The sequence below is a fragment of the Novosphingobium capsulatum NBRC 12533 genome (genome assembly GCF_001598375.1).
Lineage (GTDB): Bacteria > Pseudomonadota > Alphaproteobacteria > Sphingomonadales > Sphingomonadaceae > Novosphingobium > Novosphingobium capsulatum.
In genome coordinates this window covers 40,283-65,521 of sequence record NZ_BCYV01000015.1, presented here as the reverse complement: position 1 = coordinate 65,521, position 25,239 = coordinate 40,283, and the positions used below count along the sequence as shown (strand labels likewise).

Sequence of the window (25,239 nt, the reverse complement as noted above, 5' to 3'; positions counted from 1 at the left end):
GCATTAAAGCTTAACGCGCCCTTCATTGTAAAGGGGGGCGACAATTCCGCAGACAGCAGGACAACGCCTGTCGGTTACGTGCAGTTCCACTCAGTGCAGTTCGGTCAGGCCCAAGGCATCGAGCAGGGCCGCGCGGGCGGCGATCACGCTGTTTGCCAAGGCCTGCTGGCCCAGGTCCGCAGCATCGATCTGTTCGGGCCAATGCGCAGCAACCACTTGTTCCAGCTGGTCTATCCGCCCGTTGTCGAGCAGGAAGCGCGGATCGACCGTGGCCGGATCGGCCACTACGCGTAGCCGCAGGCATGCCGGCCCGCCGCCATTGGCCATGGATTGGCGCACGTCCACCGGCAAGACCTGGCGAATCGGCCCATTGCCGGCCAGCATCGTATTCAGCCAGCCGCGCACCGATGGCGTTTCCCAGGCTTCCAGCGGGATCACCAGCGCCATTTCACCGCCCGGTAGGGTCAGCAGCTGGGCATTGAACAGGTAGGACTTGATGGCATCGGCAAGGCTTACCGCGCTGGCCGGCACGACGACGATTTCGGCCTCGGGCAGGCGCTCGCGAATCGCGGCATAGGTGCCCTCGGGATCGGTGAAGGCCTGTTCGTGGGTGAACAGCACGCGCTCGTTGGCGACGGCCACGACATCGTTGTGGAAAGCGCCGGCGGCAATGGCCTCGGGCGCCTGTTCCACGAACAGGCAGCGCGCCGGATCGAGCCCATGGACGCGGGCAATCGCGCGGCTGGCCTGTTCGTGCTGCCGCGCTGGAAAGGCGCCGCCCGGGCGGCCATAAACAAAGATTTCCAGGCCCGCAGCGCCATGGCTGGTGGCCATGCGCATGTGGTTGGCGGCGCCCTCATCACCAAAGCAGGGCGGCACGGCATCGTGCACGGCAAAGTGCGCGGCATCGCCAAAGGCCAGGCGCAACTGGCGCACGGTGTCGGGCCATTCCTGCGCGCGGTGGGGCATGGTCACCAGGTTGGCCGCAGACAGATGGCAGCGCCCGTCGGCGGTATCGGGCGCGGGGCTGACAGTGGCGGCATTGGCCGTCCACATTGCGCTGGCCGACCAGGCCGCCGCGCGCAGGCGGCGTTCGGCCTCGTCCGCCGGCTCTTGTCCGGCAAGACCCAGCGCCGCCAGGAGCCCCGGATTGGGGCGCGGCAACGGCGCAAACATGCCCTGGACCAAGCCAAGATCAAGGTTGTGGCGCATCTTGGCCAGCCCCTGCAGCGCAGCAGCGCGGGGATAGGAGACCTGGCCGGCATGGTTGGCCGATGCCAGGTTACCCAGGCTGAGCCCGGCGTAGTTGTGGCTGGGGCCGACCAGCCCGTCGAAGTTGATTTCCAGCAGTGCCATCTCGTTCGTTCCGTTCTTCAGCGGTCCACATGCCACACAGTGTCACCCGGCCGCACGTCCAGCGCGGCGGCGGCGACAGGATCGATCACCAGGCCATCGGCGCCCTGCGTCACTTCCCCCAGCGTGCAGCGGAACGTGGCCAGGCGCCCGGTGGCGGCCAGTACGCGGCGCACCGGGCCATGGCCTTCAGGCGCGGCGATGTGGGCCACGGTCTGCGCCTTGGCGCCGGCGATGGAGCGTACCTGGTCGGTGCGGGCGGTCATCGTCGGGCCCCCGTCGAAAATGTCGACATAGCCTTCATAGGCGAACCCTTCGGCCTCCAGCATCCGCATGGCCGGCCGGCCGTTGAGATGCGGCATGCCGATGGCCGTGCGCGCGTTTTCCGGCAGCATCGCCACATAGACCGGGTGCTTGGGCATCAGGTCGGCGATGAACTGGTTGCCGTTCAACGCGTTGAAATGATCGGCTTCCTGAAAGCCCATGCCAAAGAACTTGCCGCCCACCGCGTCCCAGAACGCCGATCCGCCGCGCTCGTCGATCACACCGCGCAGTTCGGCCAGAATACGCGGGGCAAAGCGGGCGCGGTGCATGGCTATGAACAGATAGCGGCTGCGCGCCAAGAGCATGCCCAGCCCGCCAGCGCGCTCTGCCGGGTGGAGGAACAGCCCACCCACCTCACTCGATCCTTCGAGGTCTGTGGCCAGGTGCAGCATCTCGGCGCGGAACGTGCGGTTCAGTTCCTTGGAATGCTGGGTCAGCGTGGTGAGGCGATAGGAATAGAACGGTCCGCCGCGTCCGACGCAGGCAAAGATCTGCGCCGTGCCGCGCAGTTCGCCGGTCGCCACGTTTTCCAGCACCACCACGAACAGCTCATCGCCCGGCCCGTCGGGCAGGCTTTCGCGCGGGTCGGCCAGGCAGGCGGCGGCGCGATCGAGCTTGGCGCGCAAGGTGGCGCGATCAGCTGGCAGGTTGGTAAAGCCACTGCCGCCGAGCTTGGCCATCTCGTACATGGCTTCCACATCGGTGGGGCGGGCGGCACGGATACGAAATGTCATGGTGCGCTATTCTCCCCCGGAAAGCCGATGCAGCACCAGTGCCGACAGCGCCGCGCGCTCTGCCAGCGAGGGCACGATCAGGAATTCGTGCGGCGAATGGATCGATCCGCCACGCACCCCCATCGTATCCACCACCGGCACGCCCAGGGCGGCGATGTTGTTACCATCGCAGACGCCGCCGGTGTCCTTCCAGGCGATCGGCTGCCCTAGCGCCGCGCCGCAGTCGCGTACCAGCGTGAACAGCGCCAGCGCTGGTTCGGTTATTGGCTTGGGCGGGCGGCTGATCCCGCCGTGCACGTGGATCGCCACATCGTGCGTGCGCTCCACCTCTGTTACCGCCTCGCCCAGCGCCACGGCAAAGCCTTGTGCATCGGCCTCGGCCGCAGGGCGGATGTTCCAGCGCAGCACGGCCTTGTCGGGCACCACGTTGTTGGCGCTGCCGCCATCGATCCGCGCCGGGTTCACCGACAGGCCGGGGCGGTGCAGGGCCTTGAGCCGCAGCGCCAGGTCTGCCGCCGCGACGATGGCGTTGCGCCCGTCATCGGGGTTGCGCCCGGCATGGGCGGATCGGCCGGTGATGACGGCGGCATAGTTGCCGCTGCCTGCCCGCGCGCCCGCCAGCGTGCCATCGGGCAGGGCCGATGGTTCATAGGTCAGTGCCGCCGCCTTGCCGGCGGCAACCTGGGCGATCAGCGGCGCGGATGACAGGCTGCCGGTTTCCTCGTCGGAATTGATCAGCACGTCATAGCCGACCTGGTTCGCCACCGCACTGCGCTCGAACGCGGTGAGAGCGGCGAGCAGCACGGCGATGCCGCCCTTCATGTCGGCCACGCCCGGCCCGCCCAGCGTGGTGTCGTCCAGCCAGGTCGTGGTCTGGAACGGATCGCCTGGCGGGAACACGGTGTCCATGTGCCCGGTCAGCAGATAGCGCCGGGGCGCATTGGGCCGTACCCGCACCAGCAGGTGGGCGCCGTGGTCAAGCTGGCCCACGGTGCCATCGGCGGCCACGTTTTCCACGGGGGCCGGCGCCACCAGTTCCACCGTGCCGGGCAGCGCGGCAAAGGCATCGGCCAGGAGCGCCGCCTGGCGGGCAAGGCCGGCAAGATGGCGCGTGCCGGTGTTGATCGCGCTCCATGCCAGAACCTGGTCGAGCAGGGGGGCTCCGTTGATCGGGGCGAGCAGGGCCTGCTCGGTGGCGGAAAGCTGTTGCATCGGAAACCACACCTAGCCGTTCGCGCAGGCCGGGTGAACCCCTGTTGCCAAGCTGGCGCGAATCGGGCAAGACAAGGGTGTTCCTCCCCAGGTTCAATAGGCAGGTCGGCACAGATCCGGTATCCGATAGGGATGCGGTTCGATGGCCGGCATTGCCATGCCCGTTTTGATGACAAAGGCAGATGACCATGGGTGAGTTTACCGAAATTGCCGACCTGCGCCCCCGTATCACGCGGGACGGGTTGCAGGTGGATGCCGCGCTGGCCGCATTCCTGGAAAACGACGTGCTGGCGCCGCTGGGGCTGGATGCCGGGGCGTTTTGGGCGGGTTTTGCCGGGTTGGTGGCGCGTTTCACCCCGGTAAACCGCGCGCTTCTGGAAACGCGCGAGACGATCCAGGCCGCGATCGATGCCTGGCACGTGGCGCGCCGGGGCCAGCCGCATGATCCTGCTGCCTATCGCGCCTTTCTGGAAGAGATCGGCTATATCGTGCCCGAACCTGCGCCCTTTGCCGTGGGCACGCAGGACGTCGATCCTGAAATCGCCACCATGGCTGGGCCGCAACTCGTCGTTCCCGTGCTCAACGATCGCTTTCTGCTCAACGCCGCCAACGCGCGCTGGGGCAGCCTCTATGATGCCTGGTATGGCACCGACGCATTGGATGCCGCGCCCGCCCGGCCGGGTGGCTATGACGCGGCGCGCGGCGCGGCGGTGATCGCGGCGGGGCGCGCTTTTCTGGACGCCACGCTGCCGCTGGCGCAGGGGTCGTGGGCCGATTGGGATGGGCAGGGCGTGCCCGCCCTGGCTGATCCGGCGCAATGGGTTGGGCACAAGCCGGGCGGCCTGCTGTTCCGCCACAACGGCCTGCACATCGAACTCTTGCTCGATCGGGCCCACCCGGTTGGTGCCAGCGATGCGGCTGGCCTTGCCGATATCGTGCTGGAAGCGGCGCTGACCACGATTGTCGATCTGGAGGATTCGATCGCGGCGGTCGACGCGGAAGACAAGCTGGTGGCCTATCGCCATTGGCTCGGCCTGATGCGCGGCGATCTGACCGCGCGGTTCGCCAAGGGCGGCCAGACCATGCACCGCGCGCTGGAACCCGATCGCGATTGGACCGCGCCCGATGGCACCGCCTTTGCCCTGCCGGGGCGCAGTCTTTTGTTCGTGCGCAACGTTGGCCATCTGATGACCAACCCCGCCATCCTGCTGCCCGATGGATCGGAAATTCCCGAGGGCATCATGGATGCGGTGATCACCAGCGCCATTGCCATGCACGATGTGATGCGCCTGGGCCAGCACCGCAACAGCCGCCAGGGTGCCATCTATATCGTCAAGCCCAAGATGCACGGGCCCGAAGAAGTGGCCTTTGCCAATGACCTGTTCGATGCCGTGGAAGATCTGCTCAGCCTGCCGCGCCATACCGTGAAAGTCGGCGTGATGGACGAGGAGCGCCGCACCAGCGCCAACCTGGCGGCCTGCATCGCCGCGGTGAAGGATCGCGTGGTGTTCATCAACACGGGTTTCCTCGATCGCACGGGGGATGAAATCCACACCGCGATGCAGGCAGGCCCGATGATCCGCAAGGGCGCGATGAAGCAGTCGAGCTGGATCGACGCCTATGAAGCGCGCAATGTCGGCATTGGGCTTGCCTGCGGCCTGTCTGGCAAGGCGCAGATCGGCAAGGGCATGTGGGCTGCGCCCGATCGCATGCGCGCCATGATTGTCGAAAAAATCGCCCATCCGCGCACAGGCGCCAACACCGCCTGGGTACCTTCGCCCACGGCGGCGACGCTGCACGCCACGCATTATCACCAGGTGGATGTGTTCGGCCTGCGCCCCGAGATCGCCGCGCGGCCCATTCCGGCGCTCGATGCTCTGCTGGCGATCCCACTGGCCGATGGCGCCAACTGGTCAGAAGAGGAAATCCGCGCCGAGCTGGACAACAACGCGCAAGGGTTGCTCGGCTATGTCGTGCGCTGGATCGACCAGGGCGTGGGCTGTTCCAAGGTGCCCGACATCGACGATGTCGGTCTGATGGAAGACCGCGCCACCTTGCGCATTTCCAGCCAGCACTTGGCCAACTGGCTGCTGCACGGGGTCTGTACGCAAGCGCAGGTAATGGATGCGTTGCAGCGCATGGCGGCCAAGGTGGATGCCCAGAACGCCGGGGATCCGGCCTATGAGCCGATGACAGGCAACTGGGACACGAGCTTTGCCTTCCGCGCCGCATGCGACCTGGTGTTCGAGGGCGTAGCCCAGCCCAGCGGCTATACCGAGCCGCTGCTCCACGCCTGGCGCCGTCGCAAGAAGGCGGCGGTTCTGGTGGCCGAGCCGGCCTGAGAACGACAGTATGACGCGGCGCGTGGCGGGGCAGATGCCTTGCCGCGCGCTGCGCCAGCCCATCCTGACGGTGCATCCGGCAAACTTGCATAAAGCCCGATCGTGGTCCATGGTTGCACTGCAGCATACCTTGGCGACGAAAATTTCTCGGGCAAATTGTGGGTGGGGCAGTGATGAACGGGACAAGTGCGCGTCAAGAAAAGTTTCTCTATCTTGACGGATTGCGGGCAATTGCCATCCTGTTGGTGATTATTGTCCACGTATCCCAAGCATTTCCTGAATTGCCTCATCGCATTCTTCAGTTTTTTGATTTTGGCAAACGAGGCGTTCAGCTCTTTTTTGTGGTGAGCGGATATACCCTGACCAAGGTTTATTTCGGCCGCGGAATGGATGTTGCGCAGTTTTTCACCAGGCGATTTTTCCGCATAGCTCCGATATTCTATCTGGCTGGCGCGGTGTATATTGCGCTCGGCGCGCTGGGTGAATTCCATTACGCCGCGCGGCCCAATGCGTTTCAGGTGATCACCACGCTGCTGTTCATCCACGGGTGGTTTCCGTCATCGATCAACTACGTGGTACCCGGCGGGTGGAGCATTGGCGCAGAGGCCATGTTCTACGTCCTGTTCCCGTTGCTGTTCGCCATGATGCGCAACCGCCGGGCATTCTTCGCGCTCGCGGCGCTTTCCTATCCGCTGGCAATGGTCGTGCGCCTCGTGCTCGATCGCTGGGGGCCAGGGGAAGGCACCGATGCTGCGGTTTTCGCGTCCTATTTCTTTCTTGTCCACCTGCCGGCATTTGCCAGCGGCTGTGCCGTCGCCTTGATCGAACCTGTGTTGCAAAAGCGTTTCGCCGTCAATTGGCGGGCCTTGTTCTGGGTGCTGTTGCTGGCCGTGCCGGCCATGGCGTTGACCAAGGCTACTTCCAATGCGCTTCTGGCGGATCTGGTGTTCGCGAGCCTGGTCCTGGCCAGCGCCTTGGCACGCCCCGCGTTCATCGAATCCCCGCTGTTTACCTGGATCGGGCGGATCAGCTTCAGTGTCTATCTGGTGCACTTCCTGTTTCTTAACGCCCTGTTCCTGCTGCAACCCCGGTTGGTTGCCGCCGTTGGCGTACCCGCTGGGTTGGTCGTCGGCTTTGCCGGGGTCACCGTCGGGTCGCTGTTGCTCAGCGATGTTACCCACCGCTTCATCGAAAAGCCGATGATTGCCCTGGGGCGTCGTGTCGATGGCATGCGTGAGCGGCGCAAGCACGGCCAGGGCGGCATCGCCCGCGGCTGATTGCCAGCCAGGCGCGCAAGTGTGCCGTGCGCCATGATCCCTGCAAGTGTCTTGCGCAGCCGTGCATGCTTCGTCATGCAGCGATCCCATCGGGCGGGCGCGGTTTTGCCCGCATGGCGAATCGCCTTTCTGATCTTTGTGGTCAGATGAACGACATGGAACTTTAGACGATGCTGCAACTGATCGAGGCCAACTGGCAACTGGTGGCAGGCGCCGTAGCGCTGCTGCTGGTGGTGGCGTTCCTCCTGCTGCGCCGGGGTGGCAAGGCACCCGAACGCCGCGAATTCAACGATGTCCTGTCCGAAGGCGCGGCGCCTGCGCAGCGCAATACCGCGCTGATCGATACGCCGCCCGCTGCGGCCATTCCGGTGCCGCCGCCACCCACTGCGCCCCCGGCCGATGCCCTGGCGGCTGCCGATGGTGATGACCTCACTCGCATCAAGGGCCTGGGGCCCAAGCTCAAGACGCTACTGGCCAGCCTGGGTGTGACGCAGTTTGCGCAGATTGCCGCCTGGACCGACGAGGACGTGGCCCGCATCGATGCGCAGCTTGGCGCTTTTGCCGGCCGCCCCACGCGCGACAATTGGGTAGAGCAGGCCAAGCTGCTGAGCAGCGGCGATACCGCTGCCTATGAGGACAAGTTCGGGAAGCTCTAAAGCTTCATTCCTGGGCCTGGGGCGCGGCCAGTGTCGCCCCCGTGGCCGGGCGCGCGCCACAGCGGCGGATCAGCGCGCGCACCAGATCGCTGCCCGGCACGCTGATCTTGCCGGCATCGGGCAGGGTGCCGGTAAACGGCCCGTCGAACACCTCGGCCGCCGGATCGCCCGCCGGCAGGCTGCCCTGCCACAGATAGCCCGGCGAACCCGGCACCGAAGTGGCATCCACTGCCAGGCGCACGATGCGCTTGCGTCCCTGCAGGGCAAACAGCGCCTGCGCGCCCACTTCGGCCGGGACATGCCGGGTTACCACCAGAACCCCCTGACGGCACGATAGCGAAAGATCTGGCCCCGCCCCTGGCGTGCCGAAACGCACGCTGTCTCCACCCGGCGCGCCGGCCCAGACCGGCTTGTCATTACCCGCCGGGGCCGTCGGCAAAGGCTGGCTTTCCGGCAAAGGCACGCGCACGGCGTTGAGCGGGGTGCCGCTGTCCTGCGGGGCCGGGGCTTGCTGCGAGCAGGCGGCGAGGATGGACAGGGCGAGCAGCGAAATGCAACGGCGCATGGTCATGGCGCGGGTGCTATCGTGAATGCGCACCGTGAGCAACCATCCCCCCTCCGACGGCCTGCGGCCGCCACCTCCCCCCGCTTTGCGGAGGGAGGATCGAACTCCGTCCAGGGCGTGTTAGCAGCCGCTCACTTCCCCCACTTCTTCTGTGATTTGCCGTAGCGTGTCTTGCGGGTGCCCGGCTTGCCTTCGTTGCTGCGGCCGACCACGGGTGCCTTGCGATCGCCTTCGGGCAGGCCAAGCTCGGTCGATTCCAGGCGGCGGATTTCGTCGCGCAGGCGGCCGGCTTCTTCGAATTCCAGGTCGGCGGCGGCATTGCGCATGCGCTTTTCCAGGTCTTCGATGTGGCTGCGCAGGTTGTGGCCGACGAGGTTGTTGGTGCTGTCGTCGTCCAGGTCCACCAGCACACCGTCGCGGCTGGCAGTATCGGCGATGATATCGGCGATCTGGCGCTTGATCGTGGCCGGGGTGATCCCGTGCAACTCGTTATAGGCGTTCTGCTTTTCGCGCCGGCGATCGGTTTCGGCAATCGCGCGCTCCATCGATCCGGTCATGCGATCGGCATAGAGGATAACGCGCCCATCGACGTTGCGCGCGGCGCGGCCGATGGTCTGGATCAGCGAGGTTTCCGAACGCAGGAAGCCTTCCTTGTCAGCATCGAGAATGCACACCAGCCCGCATTCGGGAATATCGAGCCCTTCGCGCAGCAGGTTGATGCCCACCAGCACGTCATAAACGCCCAGACGCAGGTCGCGGATCAGTTCAATGCGCTCCAGCGTCTCGACGTCGGAATGCATATAGCGCACGCGCAGGCCGGCCTCGTGCATGAACTCGGTCAGGTCTTCGGCCATGCGCTTGGTTAGCGTGGTCACCAGCGTGCGATAGCCGTTCTGCGCGGTCAGGCGGCATTCGTTGATGCAGTCCTGCACCTGGTCTTCCACCGGTCGGATGAGCACCGGCGGATCGATCAGCCCGGTCGGGCGGATGACCTGCTCGGCAAACACGCCGCCGGCCTGTTCCATCTCCCAATTGCCGGGCGTTGCCGAAACGGCGAAGGTCTGCGGGCGCATCGCCTCCCATTCGTTGAAGCGCAGCGGGCGGTTGTCGATGCAACTGGGCAGGCGAAAGCCGTATTCGGCCAGGGTCATCTTGCGGCGATGGTCCCCGCGCGCCATCGCGCCGATCTGCGGCACAGTCTGGTGGCTTTCGTCCACGAACAGCAGCGCGTTGTCGGGCAGGTATTCGAACAGGGTTGGCGGCGGCTCGCCCGGCAGGCGGCCGGTGAGGAAGCGGGAATAGTTCTCGATCCCCGCGCACGAACCGGTGGCGGCCATCATTTCCAGGTCGAAATGGGTGCGCTGTTCCAGCCGCTGCGCCTCCAGCAGCTTGCCCTCGGCATGAAGCTCCTTGAGCCGTTCGGCCAGTTCGAACTTGATCGCCTCGCGCGCCTGCATCAGCGTGGGGCCGGGCGTGACGTGGTGCGAATTGGCATAGACCCGCACCTGGGAAAGCCGCGTGTCGGCCTTGCCGGTGAGGGGGTCGAACTCGGCAATCTCCTCGATCTCGTCGCCAAAGAACGTCACGCGCCAGGCGGTGTCTTCATAGTGCGAGGGGAAGATTTCGAGGTTGTCACCGCGCACGCGGAACGTGCCGCGCTGAAAGGCATGGTCGTTGCGCTTGTATTGCAGGGCAACCAGCTTGCGCACGATCTCGCCCTGGTCGACGCTTTCGCCCTTCTTGAGGTCGAACACCATGGCCGAATAGGTTTCGACCGAGCCGATGCCATAGAGGCACGAGACCGAGGCAACGATGATCACGTCGTCGCGTTCGAGCAAGGCGCGCGTGGCCGAGTGGCGCATGCGATCGATCGCCTCGTTCACCGAGCTTTCCTTCTCGATGTAGGTGTCGGAGCGCGGCACATAGGCTTCGGGCTGGTAATAATCGTAGTACGAGACGAAATATTCCACCGCGTTTTCGGGGAAAAAGCTCTTCATCTCGCCATAAAGCTGCGCCGCCAGGATCTTGTTGGGCGCCAGGATAAGGGCGGGGCGCTGCAATTCCTCGATCACCTTGGCCATGGTGAACGTCTTGCCCGAGCCGGTCACGCCCAGCAGCACTTGCGTGCGCTCGCCCTCGCGCGCGCCGGCCACCAGGTCGGCAATCGCGGTCGGCTGGTCACCTGCGGGCTGATATTCCGACACCACCTTGAACGGGCGGCCCGGCTCCAGCTTCTCGGGCCGCTGCGGCTTGTGCGGCACAAAGTTGCCAGAGGTATCGGGCTCTTCCAGCCCCCTGCGGATGATGATTTCGGCCATGGGCAACATATGGGGAACACAAGGCCCAGATGCAATCGGCGCAAACCGCCCGATCGCGCCATGGCCATGGCTCGGCGAGCGTGATAGCGTCATGTCCCCAAACGGGAGAGTAACGATGATTGCCAAGACCCCATCCGCCTTGCTCGGGCCTGTCCTGCTGACCCTGGCTGTTCTTCTGCCGGGCTGCAAGAAAGAGCCGGCCGTGGTGGCCAAGGATGCCGATGCCGGTGAAGTGGCGGCCAAAGTGGCGGGCGCAGGGGTGAAGTTTCAGCCGGGCGCGTGGAGCACCCAGGTCAAGGCGATCGATATCGACATGCCCGGCATGCCGCCGGAAATGGTGGCGGGAATGAAGGACGCGATGGGCCATGCCCGCGCCGAACGGTCATGCCTGACCAAGGAAAAGGCCGCGCGCCCCGATGGCGATTTCTTCGGCCAGGCCGACAAGAGCTGCCGCTACAAGACCTTCACCATGGCCGATGGCAAGATCGATGGCGTGCTCAACTGCGGCCACAACGGCAGCACGCAGACGATCACGCTCAAAGGCACCTATGGCAGCGATCACTTCACCATGGACATGGACATGACCGGCAGCGGCCCGGGCGGCAAGCAGATGCGCATGCACGTGGCGACCCAGTCCAACCGTGTGGGCGAATGCACCCCGCAGGAAAAGACCCAGGCCGACGCCGATGAAAAGGCGGCGGCGATTTGAAGGGGTATTTCGGGTGGCTGGCTGCCGCATGCGCGATGACGGCAGCCAAGGTGCGCGTTATCAAGCTGGACCCCGGATCAAGTCCGGGGTGACGATAAGTCTTTACGTCATCTATATTTTCTCGTCACCCCGGACTTGATCCGGGGGCCAGCTGTTATGTTTGTGCAAAACGCCAGCATGGCTGCAACTGGGCGTAACCTGCCTCTTGCCGTAATCGCGCCCGAACCAGGCGAAAGACGGCCGGCAGTATTCAATCATAGGCGTAAGGCCCGCCCACTTCGATCGCGCGGCGATAGGCGGGGAGGGCCTGGATCTTGTCCAGCCAGGCGATCGTGTGGGGCCGCGTTTGGTCAAGGCCGGCACGGGCGCGGGCGGCCTCGATCGGGAAGCTCATCATCACGTCGGCCGCGGTCATGGCGGGGCCGGCAAACCAGGGCCGGCTGGCCAGTTCGCGCTCGACGAAATCGAGATGCACGTCGATCATCGGCTGGATGCGCTTCAAGGCGAGCTTGCCCATGATCGGCACGCGCGACAGCACCAGCTTGAGCAGGAGCGGCGGCATCAGCGACCCTTCGGCATAGTGCAGGAACATGCGATAGCGCAGCGCGTCCTGCTCATCGGCAGGCGCGCCCAACTGCCCGCCGGCCTTGTCCACCAGGTATTCCACGATCGCGCCGCTTTCGGCCAGGATGCGGCCCTCGTCCTCGATCACCGGGGACTTGCCGAGCGGGTGGACCGCGCGCAGTGCGGGCGGCGCCAGCATCGTCTTGGCGTCGCGCTCATAGCGTTTCACCGTGTAGGGAAATCCCAGTTCCTCCAGCAGCCAGAGCACGCGTTGCGAGCGCGAATTGTTGAGGTGGTGGACGGTGATCATGGGGCCTCCTTGAACGACGCGCGCCGGGCTGGCGAAGCTGGCTGCCACGCAAGCCTATCGGGCGAATGTGACATGAATTTGAAACAATTCCGTCTTTCTGGCGTTCCTTCCCGGCGTCCGATAGCTGTTTGCCGGTGATTCCCATGGCCACGCAACCTTCCTCTCCGCCACGCAGCGCGTGGGCACAACTCGAAACGCTGGGTGCTGCCCTGGCGCGACGGCGTGCGTTGGCATTTGCGCCCCGGCCCGAGGGCGTGCGCGGCCCGGCCTGGCCGCGGCTGATCGGCGAACTGGCCACCCCGATCGACCATTGGCAGGCCGCGCGCGGCGCGCCGCTGCCGTCCTATCCACCCGCGCGCCATGCCCGGCCGGTGATGCTGCTGCCCGGGTTCGGCACGCATCCGGTGCGCATGAAGCCGCTGGCCACTGCACTGGAAAGCGCGGGCCATCGCGTGAGCGACTGGGGCCTGGGCTTCAATTTCGGATCGAGCGAGGACCGCTTTGAACGGCTGGCCGAGCGGGTGGAGACAATGGCCCGGCGCGAGGGCGAGCCGCTGGTCCTGGTAGGCTGGAGCCTTGGCGGACTGTTTGCGCGCCAGCTGGCCAAGACCTGTCCGGACCATGTCGGCCTGGTGATCACCATGGGCACACCGTTTTCGGGTGACCGCCGCGCCAACAATGCCTGGCGCGCCTATCAGATCGTTGCGGGCCACAGTGTCGACGAGGCACCGATGGCGCAAGACCTGGCGACCAAGCCGCCGGTGCCGACGATCGCGTTGTGGAGCCCGCGTGACGGGATCATCGCGCCGCGCAGCGCGGCCGGCTGGCCGGGCGAGCGCGATCTGGCTGTACCGCTGCGCGTGACCCATCTGGGCTTTGCCGCCCATCCGCAGGTGGCCCGCACGCTTGTCGATCTTGTCGCGCGCTACTGAGTCTGTCGGGGCAGATTCCGCCGTTCCGGGCGGTCTGGTCGGTTTTCCTGCCAGTAAACGCACGAAAACTGGCGCGAACCGGCGCGGCGCGGATGCTGCCACGCCACATCGCCCTGTGCAAGGGGCTGCGCCACGATGGAATCAATTGTTTCGCACGCGCAGCATCGGCGCTTGCGGCCGACCGAATCGTGTGCAAGCAATGGGCCAGACGGGAGGTTCTGCATGACCAAATCCTCGCTCTCGTCCTATGACGAGATGCTTGAAGCCGATGGCTCCACACGCCCTGCCTACAGCGGGTATTGCGAGTGGCTGAAAGAGCAACCACCCGAATTGCTGCGGCGAAAATCGGGCGAAGCCGAAGCCTTTTTCCGCAAGACCGGGATTACCTTCAACGTTTACGGCAACGAGGACGCCGAAGAGCGCCTCATCCCCTTCGACATGGTCCCACGGATCATCAACGCCGCGCAGTGGCGCCGCCTGTCGAAGGGCATCGAGCAGCGGGTGCGCGCGCTCAACGCTTTCCTCCACGATCTCTATCATCGCCAGGAAATCGTCCGGTCCGGGCGCCTGCCCGAACGCGTGCTCAAGGGTAACAAGGCCTTTCTGCCGCAGATGGCTGGTTTTACCCCGCCGGGCGGCGTCTATACCCACATCGTTGGCATCGACCTTGTCCGCACTGGCGAAGATGATTTCATGGTGCTGGAAGACAACGCTCGCACACCATCGGGCGTGTCCTACATGCTCGAAAACCGCGAAACCATGATGGCCATGTTCCCCGAACTGTTCACCAAGGTGCGGGTGCGCGAGGTTTCCGATTATCCCCGCCGCCTGGCGCGCAGCCTGGCGGCCTGCGCCCCGCCGGCGGCAAGCGGGCACAAGCCGGTGGTGGCGGTGCTGACGCCGGGCACGTTCAACAGCGCCTATTACGAGCACGCCTTCCTGGCGGACCAGATGGGCGCCGAACTGGTCGAAGGCAGCGACCTCAAGGTGGAGAACGGCCGCGTCGCCATGCGCACCACGCGCGGCTGGCAGGCGATCGACGTACTCTATCGCCGGGTCGATGATGATTACCTCGATCCGCTGTCGTTCAAGCCTGAAAGCGTGCTGGGCGTTTCGGGGATCATGGATGTCTATCGCGCTGGCGGCATCACCATTGCCAATGCGCCGGGCACCGGGATTGCCGATGACAAGGCGATCTACAGTTTCATGCCCGAGATCATCGAATTCTATACCGGCGAAAAGCCGATCCTGGCCAACGTGCCCACCTGGCGCTGTTCGGAAAGCGATTCGCTGGCCTACGTGCTCGACAATCTGGCGGATCTGGTGGTCAAGGAAGTGCATGGCTCGGGCGGCTACGGCATGCTGATCGGGCCCACCTCGTCGCAGCGGGAAATCGCGATGTTTGCCGAAAAGCTGCGCGCCAATCCCGATAACTACATCGCGCAGCCGACGCTTTCGCTCTCCACCGTGCCGATCTTCACCAAGGCCGGCCTGGCGCCGCGCCATGTCGACCTGCGCCCGTTCGTGTTGGTCTCGCCGCAGGGGATCGACATCACGCCGGGCGGCCTGACGCGGGTTGCGCTCAAGAAAGGATCGCTGGTGGTCAATTCGTCGCAAGGGGGCGGCACCAAGGACAGCTGGGTGCTGGACGATTGAGGCGGAAGGGAAAACGATAAAATGCTTGGACGTTCCGCCAACGGCATCTTCTGGCTGTTCCGCTATCTCGAGCGCGCGGAAAACACCGCGCGGCTGGTCGAGGCCGGCTTTCGCATGGCGCTGACCCGCGACGCCGCCGATGCCAGCGACGAATGGCGCTCGGTCATCGTCACGCTGGGATTGCAGGGGGCCTATCAGGCCAAGTTCGGCAACGACTATGCCGGCAGCAACGTGTTCAACTTCATCCTGCGCGATCGCGACAACCCCGGCAACGTGCTGAGCATGGTCGAACAGGCGCGCCACAACGCGCGCATGGTTCGCACCGGCATCACGCGCGAGGTGTGGGAGGCGGTCAACGAAAGCTGGATGATCCTCAAGCAGGAACTGGCCCGCACTGTCACTGAAACGCGCCTGGGCGGCGTGCTCGACCTGATTCGCCGCCAGTCCACCCTGGTGCGCGGGGCGATGGAAGGCACGATGCTGCGCAACGACATCTATTACTTTGCCCGCGCCGGCAGCTTTATCGAACGGGCCGACAACACCGCGCGCCTGCTCGATGTGAAGTACTATGTGCTGCTGCCTTCGCTGTCCTATGTCGGCTCCAGCCTCGACAACGTGCAGTGGGACAACGTGCTGCGGGCCGTGGCCGGGGACCGTGCCTATCGCTGGCTCAACGCCGGGCGGATGGAGGCGCGCGGCATTGCCGAGTTCCTCATGCTCGACGGGCGTTTTCCGCGCAGCCTGGCGTTCTGCTATGCCCAGCTGCGCGACTATCTCGATCGGCTGGCGGTCGAATACGGCGATCGGCTGGAAACGCACGAGATTGCCGCGCGCACGCACGAGCAGCTCAAGAGTCAGACGATCGATGGCGTGTTCGAGCACGGGCTCCACCAGGTGATCGGCCAGTTCATCGCCGCCAACAACCACCTCGCGCAGCAGATCCAGCGCGACTATCGCTTTACCGAATAAGGAAAGGGGAAGGCCGCCCATGCGCCTCGCGATCAGCCACACCACGCGCTACACCTTTTCCACGCCGGTGGCCCACGGGCTGCAACGCCTGCGCCTCACCCCGCTGGCCTGCCGTGGGCAAAGCGCGGAGTTCTGGGAGATCGAGCTGGAAGGCGCGCGGCCCGAGGTGTCGTACGACGACGAAAACGGCAACCGCGTTACGCTGATCTCGTTCGTGCCCGGCGCGCGCGAGGTGGTGATTCGCAGCCAGGGCGTGGTCCAGACAGCTGACAATGCCGGAGTGATGGGCAAGCAGTCCGGCCATCTGCCGCTGTGGCATTTTACCGAGCAGACCGCATTGACGCGGGGCGGCCCGCGCTTGCGCGCACTGGTCGATGCCCTGCCCGAAGAGGCGGAAGACGTGCTGGCCCGGCTCCACGCGCTCAGTGCCCTGGTGCGCGAGGCGGTGGCCTATGAAAGCGGGCACACCGATGTTGCCACTTCGGCTGAGGAGGTGCTCGCCGCCGGGCGCGGGGTGTGCCAGGACCAAGCCCACGTGTTCATCGCCGCTGCGCGGCTACTCGGCGTTCCCGCGCGCTATGCCAGCGGCTACCTGATGATGGACGATCGGGTGGAACAGGATGCCGGCCATGCCTGGGCGCAGGCCCATGTGCCGGGACTGGGCTGGGTCGGCTTCGATATCGCCAACGCGATCTGCCCCGATGCGCGCTATGTCCACCTGGCGACTGGCTGTGATTACACTGCCTGCGCGCCGATCACCGGCATCCGCTATGGCGCGCGTGACGAAGCGATGCATGTCAGCCTGGCCGTTGAACAACAGCGCATGGAACAATAAGACCCTGCGTGAAGGCCACGGTGCCGCCAAGGGCATTGCGGCAGGCATCGCAGGTGTAGGATAGTGGGGAACCGGCCGGCGCGCGCCGGCCGGACGGGGACGGACAATGACCTATTGCGTGGGGATGATGCTCGACAAGGGGCTCGTCCTGATGAGCGACACCCGCACCAATTCGGGCGTCGACAACATTTCGGTATTCCGCAAGAGCTTTACCTGGTCGGTGCCGGGCGAGCGGGTCATCACGATCATGACGGCGGGCAACCTCGCGACGACTCAGGCGGTGATCAGCCAGCTTGAGGAGCGCAACAAGGCGCCCAGCGAGCGGCGCCCGTCGATCCTCGAAGAGCCACCATGTTCCAGGTTGCCACGCATGTTGGCAATCTGCTGCGCGGCGTGATCGAGGGGCGCCAGTCCGGCCCGGTGCAGGGCGAGGGCGCGCGCTTTACCGCGACGATGATCGTGGCGGGCCAGATCAGGGACATGGAGCCGCGCCTGTTCATGATCTATCCCGAAGGCAACTTCATCGAGGCGAGCTTCGATACGCCGTTTTTCCAGATCGGTGAAACCAAGTATGGCCGGCCGATCCTGCTGCGCGGCTATGACAAGGGCATGGATTTCGAACAGGCGGTCAAGCTGCTGATGGTCTCGTTCGATTCGACCGTGGCGGCCAATCTGTCGGTGGGCTTGCCGTTCGATCTGACCGTCATCGCGCGCGACCAGTTCGAGCCGCTGCACCAGCGCCGCATCCGCGCCGACGATCCCTATTTCAACGCGATTTCGTCCAGCTGGAGCGAGGCGCTGCGCAACGCTTTCCATCAGCTGCCAGACTATCGGTTCGATTGATCGGATAATGTGCCACTCTGGATCATTACTGCCGCGTTAATGACGAAAATTCACGTTTCGAAACGCAATATGTCATTAACAAACCTCGGGAAACGCCACCGCTTGGGGTGCGGCGGACACTTAGGGGCAGGTCAACAAAGTTGTCATATCTCGGCGATCTTCAGCCAAATAGTTGGCTCCGCTTCGGAGCCGAATTCCCTAAGGAATATGGGCAGCTAACCGGTCTTGAGTCCGAAGGAAGCGTTCAGTTCGAAGCATTCATGCGTGGCGTGGAAGCAGCCCGTAGTGGTTACTTCGGCACCATGGTCGAACGTGTCACACTCCACATCCTCGATAGCGACTCTGCCCGCCGGGCACAGCTTGCTCGTCTCGCCTTTGCCGCCGGACATCATGCCGAAATTTACGGCAGTACGGACGAGTTGCTGGCGCACGCGCCCAGTACCGGGCTGCTCTTGGCGCATGACGATCCGCCCGGAGAGGCGGTGCCGGCGCTGATCGCGGCGATGATGCGTGCCGGGCACTGGCTGCCAGTTATCGCCATTGGCAATGCCCCGGAAACCTGGGCGGTGGTGCGCACGATCAAGGCGGGGGCGCTGGATTACCTGGCGATTCCCAACCAGATCGGTCCGCTCAACGAGGCAATCAGCCGCGCCGCGCACGAAGCCGAATCGCACCGCGTACAACGCGCCCGCGCCGCGGAGGCACGCCAGCGCATCGCCCGCCTCTCGCTGCGCGAACGCGAGGTGCTCGATCGCCTGGCCGAAGGCTGCAGCAACAAGGCCATCGCGCGTGACCTGGATATCAGCCCGCGCACCGTGGAAATCCATCGCATGAAGATGATGGGCAAACTCGGCGCCCGCCACGCCGCCGAAGCCGTCCGCCTGCGGATCGAGGCGACCGGCTTGGGCGACGCCGCCTGACACCGCAGTAGACACACGACATCGGCCATGAGGGGGGCTGCAGGAAGGCGGGCAACGTGATCTCCCGCCTTTCTGGATTCTGGCAGGCCCACCAAGATCCTCCCCCACACCGTGGGGGAGGTGGCAGCCCGCAGGGCTGTCGGAGGGGGCGTGTTAGCCCGAACCCGCCACAAAAATGCCGGGCCCAGCGCTGCGACGTCACGCGCCGTCAGGCAATGAACTGATTACAACAAAAGCTTTGTCGCGCAGAGGCGCAGAGGCGCGGAAAAGCTAGAATCTCCGCGCCTCCGCGCCTCTGCGCGAAATCAGTCATTTTGTGAATTGGCTGCACACGCGTTTTACTGCGTGACTCTAGGAGGTTCAGTAAATGAAAGGGGGATTATATGTCAGCGCCACACGAAAATGGAACGCTTACAAAGGTTGCTTTGCAGTATCGCTGGAAGAGTTGGATCGCGTAGATCGGCAAGCTCTGGCACATATTGGCCTAAAGCCCGCGCAGCTAAGTCGCCTAACACGTCGTAATGACAGGGTGAGTTCCCTTCTCCCGAGCTTATTGCCCCATCGCGCCGCCGCTCAAATGCTAATGGATTTCCATCGGTAAGAATTCGTCCTTCGCCTGAATACCCATCAGTTATCTCATCCCATTGCCGCAGGAACGAAGCCAAATCGTCTCCGGGCACGACGAATGTATCTTTCCGCAGAACCTGACCCGCTGGTGTTGTGATGATCACTTCTCCAATGCTTCGTGGGCCTGTCTCAGAAAGCGATATTGCGAACCATCTCTTGCCGAACGACGGCATAGCAGCAAACTGAAGACTGCTTGCCGCTTTGGGATTCTGCAATCGCGCCAGCAAGGCGTGAGCGTCGGTCAACACCGGATTGCTTGCATCAAATAGCAACGGCCGCAGGTGGGTTCGGTTGAATTGAGCGAGCCGATGCTTTTCCCACAAGAGGACTAGCCCGTCTTATTCATGAGGTCGCTGTTCCGGTCTGATCGGTTTTGATTGTTCGCTGGCGGCATGATGCAGTGGCGCGTCATCGACGGTGTTTTCACCGCGACCTGAGCAATGGGCTTTTCGAGGTTGCTGGAGGTGGGCTTTGGGGTCGGCGGCACTGCCGCGTTGATCATGCTGGCGCCGGCGGGAGGGTGGTGGCGATGGCTCGGAACACGCTGGCATCCGGGCATGCTGACGTGAAGGCGACGCGGATGCGCGTGGTGCTTTCGATGATCCGGGCGGCAACCTTGAGCAGCCGCAGGCGCAGTGTTGCGAACTCGGCAGCGGCCAGAGACATGGTATTGGGCGCGACTGCTTTTTGGACTTCCTGACTGATGCGCCACAGCAGCCAGTATGCGGCGGTGTGCAGGATGAGGCGCACCTGGTTGGCGTTTGCCGAGCGGCACGAGGTACGGTCGCTGGCGAGTTGGGCCTTGTGGCGCTTGATCAGGTTCTCGACCTGCCCGCGTGCGCAGTAAAGCGTGTCGTAGATATGCTCAGCCGAGCCTTCGGTCAGCGAGGTGACGACATAGCGGATGTCCATGCCCAAAGTGCTGGCCTCGATCCGGGCGACGACGCGGCGCTGGCTTTTCCAGCTTTTGGCGCCGTAGCGGGTCTGGGCATAATGGCGCAGGATCGCGCGGCCTTCCTCGGCGCGCTTGACCGCGCAGGCATCGGCGGCAGCGACGATGGCCGGATCGGCACGCAGCGCGGCGTTGGTCGGCAGGCCGAACACATAGTCGATGCCGGCCGCTTCGCAGAAGGCCATGACCTCGGGCCGGCCATAGTGCCCGTCACCACGGATGGTGATGTGCGTTTCCGGCCAGTTCCGGCGGATATGCCGCACCAGGCGCCGGATGTGACCGGCCGCTTCGGCACCCGACGGCGTCTTGCCAGTGCGCAGCAGCATGGCCACCGGCCGGCCGGTTGCGGTATCGTAGACGTGGATCGGCAGGAAGCAGCGCTCGCCATGATGTCCGTTCCAGAACGAAAGCTGCTGATAGCCATGGACGACATCGCAGGTATCGTCGATATCCAGCGTCACCGCCACCGGCGGGGCGGGATAGCTGGCGCAGTAGATGTCGATCATTGCGACCATCATGCTGGCCAGTTCGCGCGTGGTCGGCGCATTCTCCCACCGGCTCATCGTTGGTTGGCTGGCAAGTCCCGCGCCCGATCCCGGCAACTTGCCCAGCGCCAAACGGAAACCCGGATCGTCGCGCAGGGCGTCGAGATCATCGGCATCCTCATAGCCGCAAGCAATCGCGAACACGCGGGCACGCAGGATGTCATCGAGGCGATGGACCACCCGCGCCGGGTCACGCGGATCGGCAATGCAAGCTGCAAGCCGCTGGCAGATCCCCATTGCACGTTCAGCCTGCGCCAGCAGCAGCACGCCACCATCCGAGGTGAGCCGGCCACCATCAAACGCGGCGGTCACTTTCTTGCGCGCCACTGCTGGGAATCGGAATGGGTTTGCGCTATCGACGTTCATGGCGGGTGTGGCCTGTGGCATTTTCTGCCCTGCGGCAGGTTCGGACTAGACACCCAGATCCTAATTCAGATCAGTGGCTTACGCCACTCCCGCCAACCCTTTGCCCCACCCTGATGAATAAGACGGGCTAGAGCTGAACTGATTGCGATAAGCGCAAAAAACGCCGCAATTGTAAATGCGCCACGCTTTATCCAGGGCCAGAGCGCCCGCTTCATCTGAGCTGGTTGGCAGGGTTAGAGGCCACCGCATTAGGACCGTGTCGCGAAGAGCCGTATTCTTCCCAAACTACCCAATAACTGCCCCGTCCGAACAGCACAAAGCCCAATCCGCCCTTTATACACACAGCGGCCGCCCACTCCCCACTTCCAGATGCAGGTGATCGCGGTGCGCCGCGTTGTAATCGGGGCTGAGCACCGTGTTGAAGCGCTTGCACGCGCTGGTGTGGATGGCGCGCAGGAAGGCGCGGATCTGTGGGTCTTCGTCGCGCCAGTCGCGCAGCACGGTCACGCGGCGGCCATCGGCCAGCAGGAAGCCGGAAATGTCGATGGCATTGGCTGTGGCGTGGGCCGATCGGCGCGCGGTGCCGGCCACGTTGCGGCAGTTGTAGCTGCCCATCGTCTCGATCTTCACCAGCGGGCTGCCTAGAATCTGTTGTGCGGCGCGGTCCACGCCAAAGCGCGCCCAGCCTTGCAGCGCATTGGCGAGTTGGCACGTCACCGGCCCGGCATTGGCCAGGCCCAGTTGCGTGCTGTCACTGCGCAGATAGGCCAGGCGCACGCTGCCCAGTGTGCTGCATCCGGCGCCGTAATACTGATCGGGCACCGGCACATAGCCGATCGCATTCTGGCGCAGCGAAACCAGGCAGGCGCGCGTGGCGACCGAGCTTGGCACGGGCTGGACGACCGGGTGCGAGACCATGCGCGCCGAAACCGAGCGGGCGGGCCGGCGCGGGCCGCGTGGGGCATCGACACAGCCGGCGAGGGTAACCACCGGCAGCATGGCCCAGGCAAGAAGAACGCGTCGTGCCATAAGGTTAAGCCTGACGCAGTCTTGGTTACTGCAGGGTAAATGGAAAGCCCGCAGATGCGCGTTGCCGCAGTTTTTGCGACGAACCGCGCAGCAGCATGCCGGCGCAGCATTTTTTGCAGGGTCGATTGACAACCCGGCTGGCGTCCTTAGAAGCGGCGCCGGGCCACGCGGTCCCAACGCCGCGCGTGCTCTCTGTGAGGAGAGTCTACATGACTGTTGGTATTCCCGCCGCAAAGCCGGCGCGTCCTTTCTTTTCCTCGGGTCCGTGCGCCAAGCCGCCGGGGTATTCTCTGGACAAACTCGCCACCGAATCGCTGGGTCGTTCGCACCGCGCCAAGATTGGCAAGGCGCGCCTCCAACTCGCCATCGACCTGATGCGCGACGTGTTGCAACTGCCTGCCACCCACCGCATCGGCATCGTGCCCGGTTCCGATACCGGCGCCTTCGAAATGGCGATGTGGACCATGCTGGGCGCTCGCGGCGTGACCACGCTGGCCTGGGAAAGCTTTGGCGAAGGCTGGGTTACCGACGCGGTCAAGCAATTGAAGCTGGAGCCCACCGTGCTCCGCGCCGATTACGGCCAGCTGCCCGATCTGTCCAAGGTCGATTTCGCCGATGACGTGCTGTTCACCTGGAACGGCACCACCAGCGGCGTGCGCGTGCCCGATGGCGAATGGATCCCTGACAATCGCGAAGGCCTGACCTTTGCCGATGCGACCAGCGCGGTCTTTGCCTATGACATTCCGTGGGACAAGATCGACGTTGCCACCTTCTCGTGGCAGAAGGTGCTGGGCGGTGAAGGCGCGCACGGCGTACTGATCCTCGGCCCCCGCGCGGTCGAACGCCTGGAAACCTATACGCCGGCCTGGCCGCTGCCCAAGGTGTTCCGCCTGGTTTCCAAGGGCAAGCTTGCCGAAGGCGTGTTCAAGGGCGAAACCATCAACACGCCCTCGATGCTGGCGGTGGAAGACGCGATCTTCGCGCTGGAATGGGCCAAGTCGGTCGGTGGTCTCGACGGCCTCAAGGCGCGCTGCACGGCCAACGCCCATGCGCTGGACAAGATCGTTGCCGAACGCAGCTGGCTTGGCCATCTCGCAGTCGACAGCGGCATTCGCTCGCGCACCTCGGTGTGCCTTACCGTCGAAGGGGCTGATGCTGACTTCATCAAGAAGTTTGCCGGCCTGCTCGAAAAGGAAGGCGCCGCCTTTGACATCGCGGGCTATCGCGATGCCCCCGCTGGCCTGCGCATCTGGTGCGGCGCCACGGTGGACACCGCCGATATCGTGGCGCTCGGCCCCTGGCTCGACTGGGCCTATGCCCAGCTGACGGCCACTGCCGAAGCCTGATTTTCCAGCGGATCAACATTCTCGCGTCACCCCGGACTTGATCCGGGGTCCCGCTGTCCTTTTGCGGCAGCACTACGCTCAAGAAGCGGGATGCCGGATCAAGTCCGGCATGACGGAAGAATGAAACAGCCAATCCCCATTCCTGCCGGCATTCCCGGCATGCGCCGCATCATCCGGCGTTCCCATGGAGCAAAGACCATGACCAAGCCCAAGGTTCTGATTTCCGACAAGATGGACCCCAACGCAGCCCGCATTTTTGAAGAGCGCGGCTGCGACGTTGACGTGATCACCGGCAAGACGCCCGAGGAACTCAAGGCGATCATCGGCCAGTACGATGGCCTGGCGATCCGTTCGTCGACCAAGGTGACCAAGGAAATCCTGGAAGCTGCGACCAACCTCAAGGTTGTTGGCCGCGCCGGCATTGGTGTCGACAACGTCGATATTCCGGCTGCGTCGGCCAAGGGCGTGGTGGTGATGAACACCCCTTTCGGCAACTCGATCACGACCGCCGAACACGCCATCGCCCTGATGTTCGCGCTCGCCCGCCAGCTGCCCGAGGCCGACCTTTCGACCCAGGCCGGCAAGTGGGAAAAGAACCGCTTCATGGGCGTGGAAGTGACCGGCAAGACGCTCGGCCTGATCGGCGCGGGCAACATCGGCTCGATCGTTGCCAGCCGTGCGCTTGGCCTCAAGATGAAGGTCGTTGCCTTCGACCCGTTCCTCACGCCCGAGCGTGCCGTGGAAATGGGCGTGGAAAAGGCTGACCTCGATACCCTGCTGGCCAAGGCAGACTTCATCACGCTGCACACGCCGCTGACCGACCAGACGCGCAACATCCTCTCGGCCGAAAACCTCGCCAAGACCAAGAAGGGCGTGCGCATCGTCAACTGCGCGCGTGGTGGCCTGGTCGATGAAAAGGCGCTGAAGGAACTGCTCGATTCCGGCCACATCGCCGGTGCCGCGCTCGACGTGTTCGAAACCGAGCCGGCCAAGGACAGCCCGCTGTTCGGCACGCCCAACTTCATCTGCACCCCGCACCTGGGCGCTTCGACCACCGAAGCCCAGGTCAACGTGGCGCTGCAGGTGGCCGAACAGATGGCCGATTTCCTGGTCACCGGCGGCGTCACCAACGCTCTCAACATGCCTTCGCTCTCGGCCGAGGAAGCGCCCAAGCTCAAGCCCTACATGGCGCTGGCCGAAAAGCTCGGCACCCTGGTGGGCCAGCTGGCGCACGACAACCTCGCCAAGATCGCCATCGAAGTGGAAGGCGCTGCTGCCCAGCTCAACCAGAAGCCGATCACCGCAGCCGTGCTGACGGGCGTGATGAAGCAGTATTCCGACACCGTGAACATGGTCAACGCGCCGTTCCTGGCCAAGGAACGCGGGCTCGACGTGCGCGAAGTGCGCCATGATCGCGAAGGCGAATACCGCACCCTGGTGCGCGTCACCGTCTCGACCAGCCAGGGCGACCGCTCGGTGGCCGGCACGCTGTTCGGCAACGGCCAGCCGCGCCTGGTGGAAATCTTCGGCATCGGCATCGAAGCCGATCTCGACGGCGACATGCTCTACATCGTCAACACCGATGCGCCGGGCTTCATCGGCTCGATCGGGACGCTGCTCGGCACTGCCGGCATCAACATCGGTACGTTCCACCTCGGCCGCCGCGAAGCCGGTGGCGAAGCGGTGCTGCTGCTTTCGGTCGATAGCCCGGTCAGCGAAACCGTTCTCGCTCAGGCGCGCGAAATCCAGGGCGTGCGCTTGATCAAGGCGCTCAAGTTCTAATCGCTTTGGGCGGCCCGCCACGCGCGGGCCAAGCCTGAAAGGCAGGAAAGGGCGGTGCCTTGCGGCGCCGCCC

General features: G+C 64.5%; 20 protein-coding genes and 1 pseudogene. 12 read left to right on the top strand and 9 right to left on the bottom strand.

Annotation, left to right across the window (positions count from 1 at the left end):
• Positions 1-90: 90 nt before the first annotated feature.
• The 3 genes from SCA01S_RS14885 to SCA01S_RS14875 are packed head-to-tail and all read right to left on the bottom strand — an operon-like array spanning position 91 to position 3,623.
• On the bottom strand, positions 91-1,356 hold the full coding sequence (locus tag SCA01S_RS14885) for an N-succinylarginine dihydrolase (protein ID WP_062786959.1): 1,266 nt from the start codon (positions 1,354-1,356) through the stop codon (positions 91-93).
• Between the two features lie 17 nt (positions 1,357-1,373).
• Positions 1,374-2,411: an arginine N-succinyltransferase gene (locus SCA01S_RS14880; protein ID WP_062786956.1), complete on the bottom strand. Its 1,038-nt coding sequence runs from the start codon at positions 2,409-2,411 to the stop codon at positions 1,374-1,376.
• Between the two features lie 6 nt (positions 2,412-2,417).
• A complete protein-coding gene (locus SCA01S_RS14875; protein ID WP_062786953.1) occupies positions 2,418-3,623 on the bottom strand; it encodes a hydrolase in 1,206 nt (401 codons plus the stop codon).
• Between the two features lie 188 nt (positions 3,624-3,811).
• Here SCA01S_RS14875 and SCA01S_RS14870 point away from each other — a divergent pair, with 188 nt between their 5' ends.
• The 3 genes from SCA01S_RS14870 (at position 3,812) to SCA01S_RS14860 (ending at position 7,898) form a co-directional block, all read left to right on the top strand.
• On the top strand, positions 3,812-5,965 hold the full coding sequence (locus SCA01S_RS14870) for a malate synthase G (protein ID WP_062787168.1): 2,154 nt from the start codon (positions 3,812-3,814) through the stop codon (positions 5,963-5,965).
• 173 nt (positions 5,966-6,138) lie between these two features.
• Positions 6,139-7,242 (top strand): acyltransferase family protein, encoded by a 1,104-nt coding sequence (locus tag SCA01S_RS14865; protein WP_062786950.1) that lies wholly within the window; start codon positions 6,139-6,141, stop codon positions 7,240-7,242.
• A gap of 170 nt (positions 7,243-7,412) precedes the next feature.
• Entirely contained in the window at positions 7,413-7,898 is a 486-nt protein-coding gene (locus SCA01S_RS14860) for a helix-hairpin-helix domain-containing protein (protein ID WP_062786948.1), read from the top strand.
• 4 nt (positions 7,899-7,902) lie between these two features.
• Here SCA01S_RS14860 and SCA01S_RS14855 read toward each other — a convergent pair whose 3' ends face one another.
• Both SCA01S_RS14855 and uvrB read right to left on the bottom strand, forming a co-directional pair.
• Positions 7,903-8,469: a hypothetical protein gene (locus SCA01S_RS14855; RefSeq protein ID WP_062786945.1), complete on the bottom strand. Its 567-nt coding sequence runs from the start codon at positions 8,467-8,469 to the stop codon at positions 7,903-7,905.
• A 125-nt stretch (positions 8,470-8,594) separates the two neighbouring features.
• The gene (uvrB, locus tag SCA01S_RS14850; RefSeq protein ID WP_062786942.1) at positions 8,595-10,781 is read right to left on the bottom strand and encodes an excinuclease ABC subunit UvrB; all 2,187 of its coding nucleotides are present in this window, start codon (positions 10,779-10,781) and stop codon (positions 8,595-8,597) included.
• A 115-nt stretch (positions 10,782-10,896) separates the two neighbouring features.
• Between uvrB and SCA01S_RS14845 the strand changes: the two genes are divergently transcribed.
• Positions 10,897-11,490, top strand: coding sequence for a DUF3617 domain-containing protein (locus SCA01S_RS14845; RefSeq protein WP_062786940.1), 594 nt, complete (start codon positions 10,897-10,899; stop codon positions 11,488-11,490).
• Between the two features lie 250 nt (positions 11,491-11,740).
• Here the strand turns inward: SCA01S_RS14845 and SCA01S_RS14840 are convergent, their stop codons facing one another.
• Positions 11,741-12,364, bottom strand: a complete 624-nt coding sequence (locus SCA01S_RS14840) for a glutathione S-transferase family protein (protein WP_062786937.1) — start codon at positions 12,362-12,364, stop codon at positions 11,741-11,743.
• Positions 12,365-12,507: 143 nt separating this feature from the next.
• Between SCA01S_RS14840 and SCA01S_RS14835 the strand changes: the two genes are divergently transcribed.
• The 6 genes and pseudogenes from SCA01S_RS14835 to SCA01S_RS14810 all read left to right on the top strand — a co-directional run bounded on the left by SCA01S_RS14835 (position 12,508) and on the right by SCA01S_RS14810 (position 18,519).
• A complete protein-coding gene (locus tag SCA01S_RS14835) occupies positions 12,508-13,296 on the top strand; it encodes an esterase/lipase family protein (RefSeq protein WP_156306639.1) in 789 nt (262 codons plus the stop codon).
• A gap of 222 nt (positions 13,297-13,518) precedes the next feature.
• The gene (locus tag SCA01S_RS14830; protein WP_054132257.1) at positions 13,519-14,952 is read left to right on the top strand and encodes a circularly permuted type 2 ATP-grasp protein; all 1,434 of its coding nucleotides are present in this window, start codon (positions 13,519-13,521) and stop codon (positions 14,950-14,952) included.
• 21 nt (positions 14,953-14,973) lie between these two features.
• Positions 14,974-15,921, top strand: a complete 948-nt coding sequence (locus SCA01S_RS14825; protein WP_022678111.1) for an alpha-E domain-containing protein — start codon at positions 14,974-14,976, stop codon at positions 15,919-15,921.
• 19 nt (positions 15,922-15,940) lie between these two features.
• Positions 15,941-16,756 carry a transglutaminase family protein gene (locus SCA01S_RS14820; protein WP_062786934.1) on the top strand — a complete coding sequence of 272 codons (816 nt, stop codon included), beginning with the start codon at positions 15,941-15,943 and terminating at the stop codon, positions 16,754-16,756.
• Positions 16,757-16,862: 106 nt separating this feature from the next.
• Positions 16,863-17,599: pseudogene (locus SCA01S_RS14815) on the top strand (proteasome-type protease).
• Positions 17,600-17,901: 302 nt separating this feature from the next.
• Positions 17,902-18,519, top strand: a complete 618-nt coding sequence (locus SCA01S_RS14810) for a response regulator transcription factor (protein ID WP_028658342.1) — start codon at positions 17,902-17,904, stop codon at positions 18,517-18,519.
• 386 nt (positions 18,520-18,905) lie between these two features.
• On the opposite strand, the gene SCA01S_RS22310 is transcribed toward SCA01S_RS14810, so the two are convergent.
• From SCA01S_RS22310 to SCA01S_RS14800, 3 genes are all read right to left on the bottom strand, one after another.
• A complete protein-coding gene (locus SCA01S_RS22310; RefSeq protein WP_157088997.1) occupies positions 18,906-19,391 on the bottom strand; it encodes a hypothetical protein in 486 nt (161 codons plus the stop codon).
• Between the two features lie 253 nt (positions 19,392-19,644).
• Positions 19,645-21,030: an IS1380 family transposase gene (locus SCA01S_RS14805; RefSeq protein WP_062786931.1), complete on the bottom strand. Its 1,386-nt coding sequence runs from the start codon at positions 21,028-21,030 to the stop codon at positions 19,645-19,647.
• 312 nt (positions 21,031-21,342) lie between these two features.
• Positions 21,343-22,038, bottom strand: a complete 696-nt coding sequence (locus SCA01S_RS14800; protein ID WP_062786928.1) for an extensin family protein — start codon at positions 22,036-22,038, stop codon at positions 21,343-21,345.
• A gap of 209 nt (positions 22,039-22,247) precedes the next feature.
• Between SCA01S_RS14800 and SCA01S_RS14795 the strand changes: the two genes are divergently transcribed.
• Both SCA01S_RS14795 and serA read left to right on the top strand, forming a co-directional pair.
• Positions 22,248-23,384 (top strand): phosphoserine transaminase, encoded by a 1,137-nt coding sequence (locus SCA01S_RS14795; RefSeq protein ID WP_062786925.1) that lies wholly within the window; start codon positions 22,248-22,250, stop codon positions 23,382-23,384.
• 198 nt (positions 23,385-23,582) lie between these two features.
• Positions 23,583-25,166 (top strand): phosphoglycerate dehydrogenase, encoded by a 1,584-nt coding sequence (serA, locus tag SCA01S_RS14790; RefSeq protein ID WP_022678117.1) that lies wholly within the window; start codon positions 23,583-23,585, stop codon positions 25,164-25,166.
• Positions 25,167-25,239 lie beyond the last annotated feature (73 nt).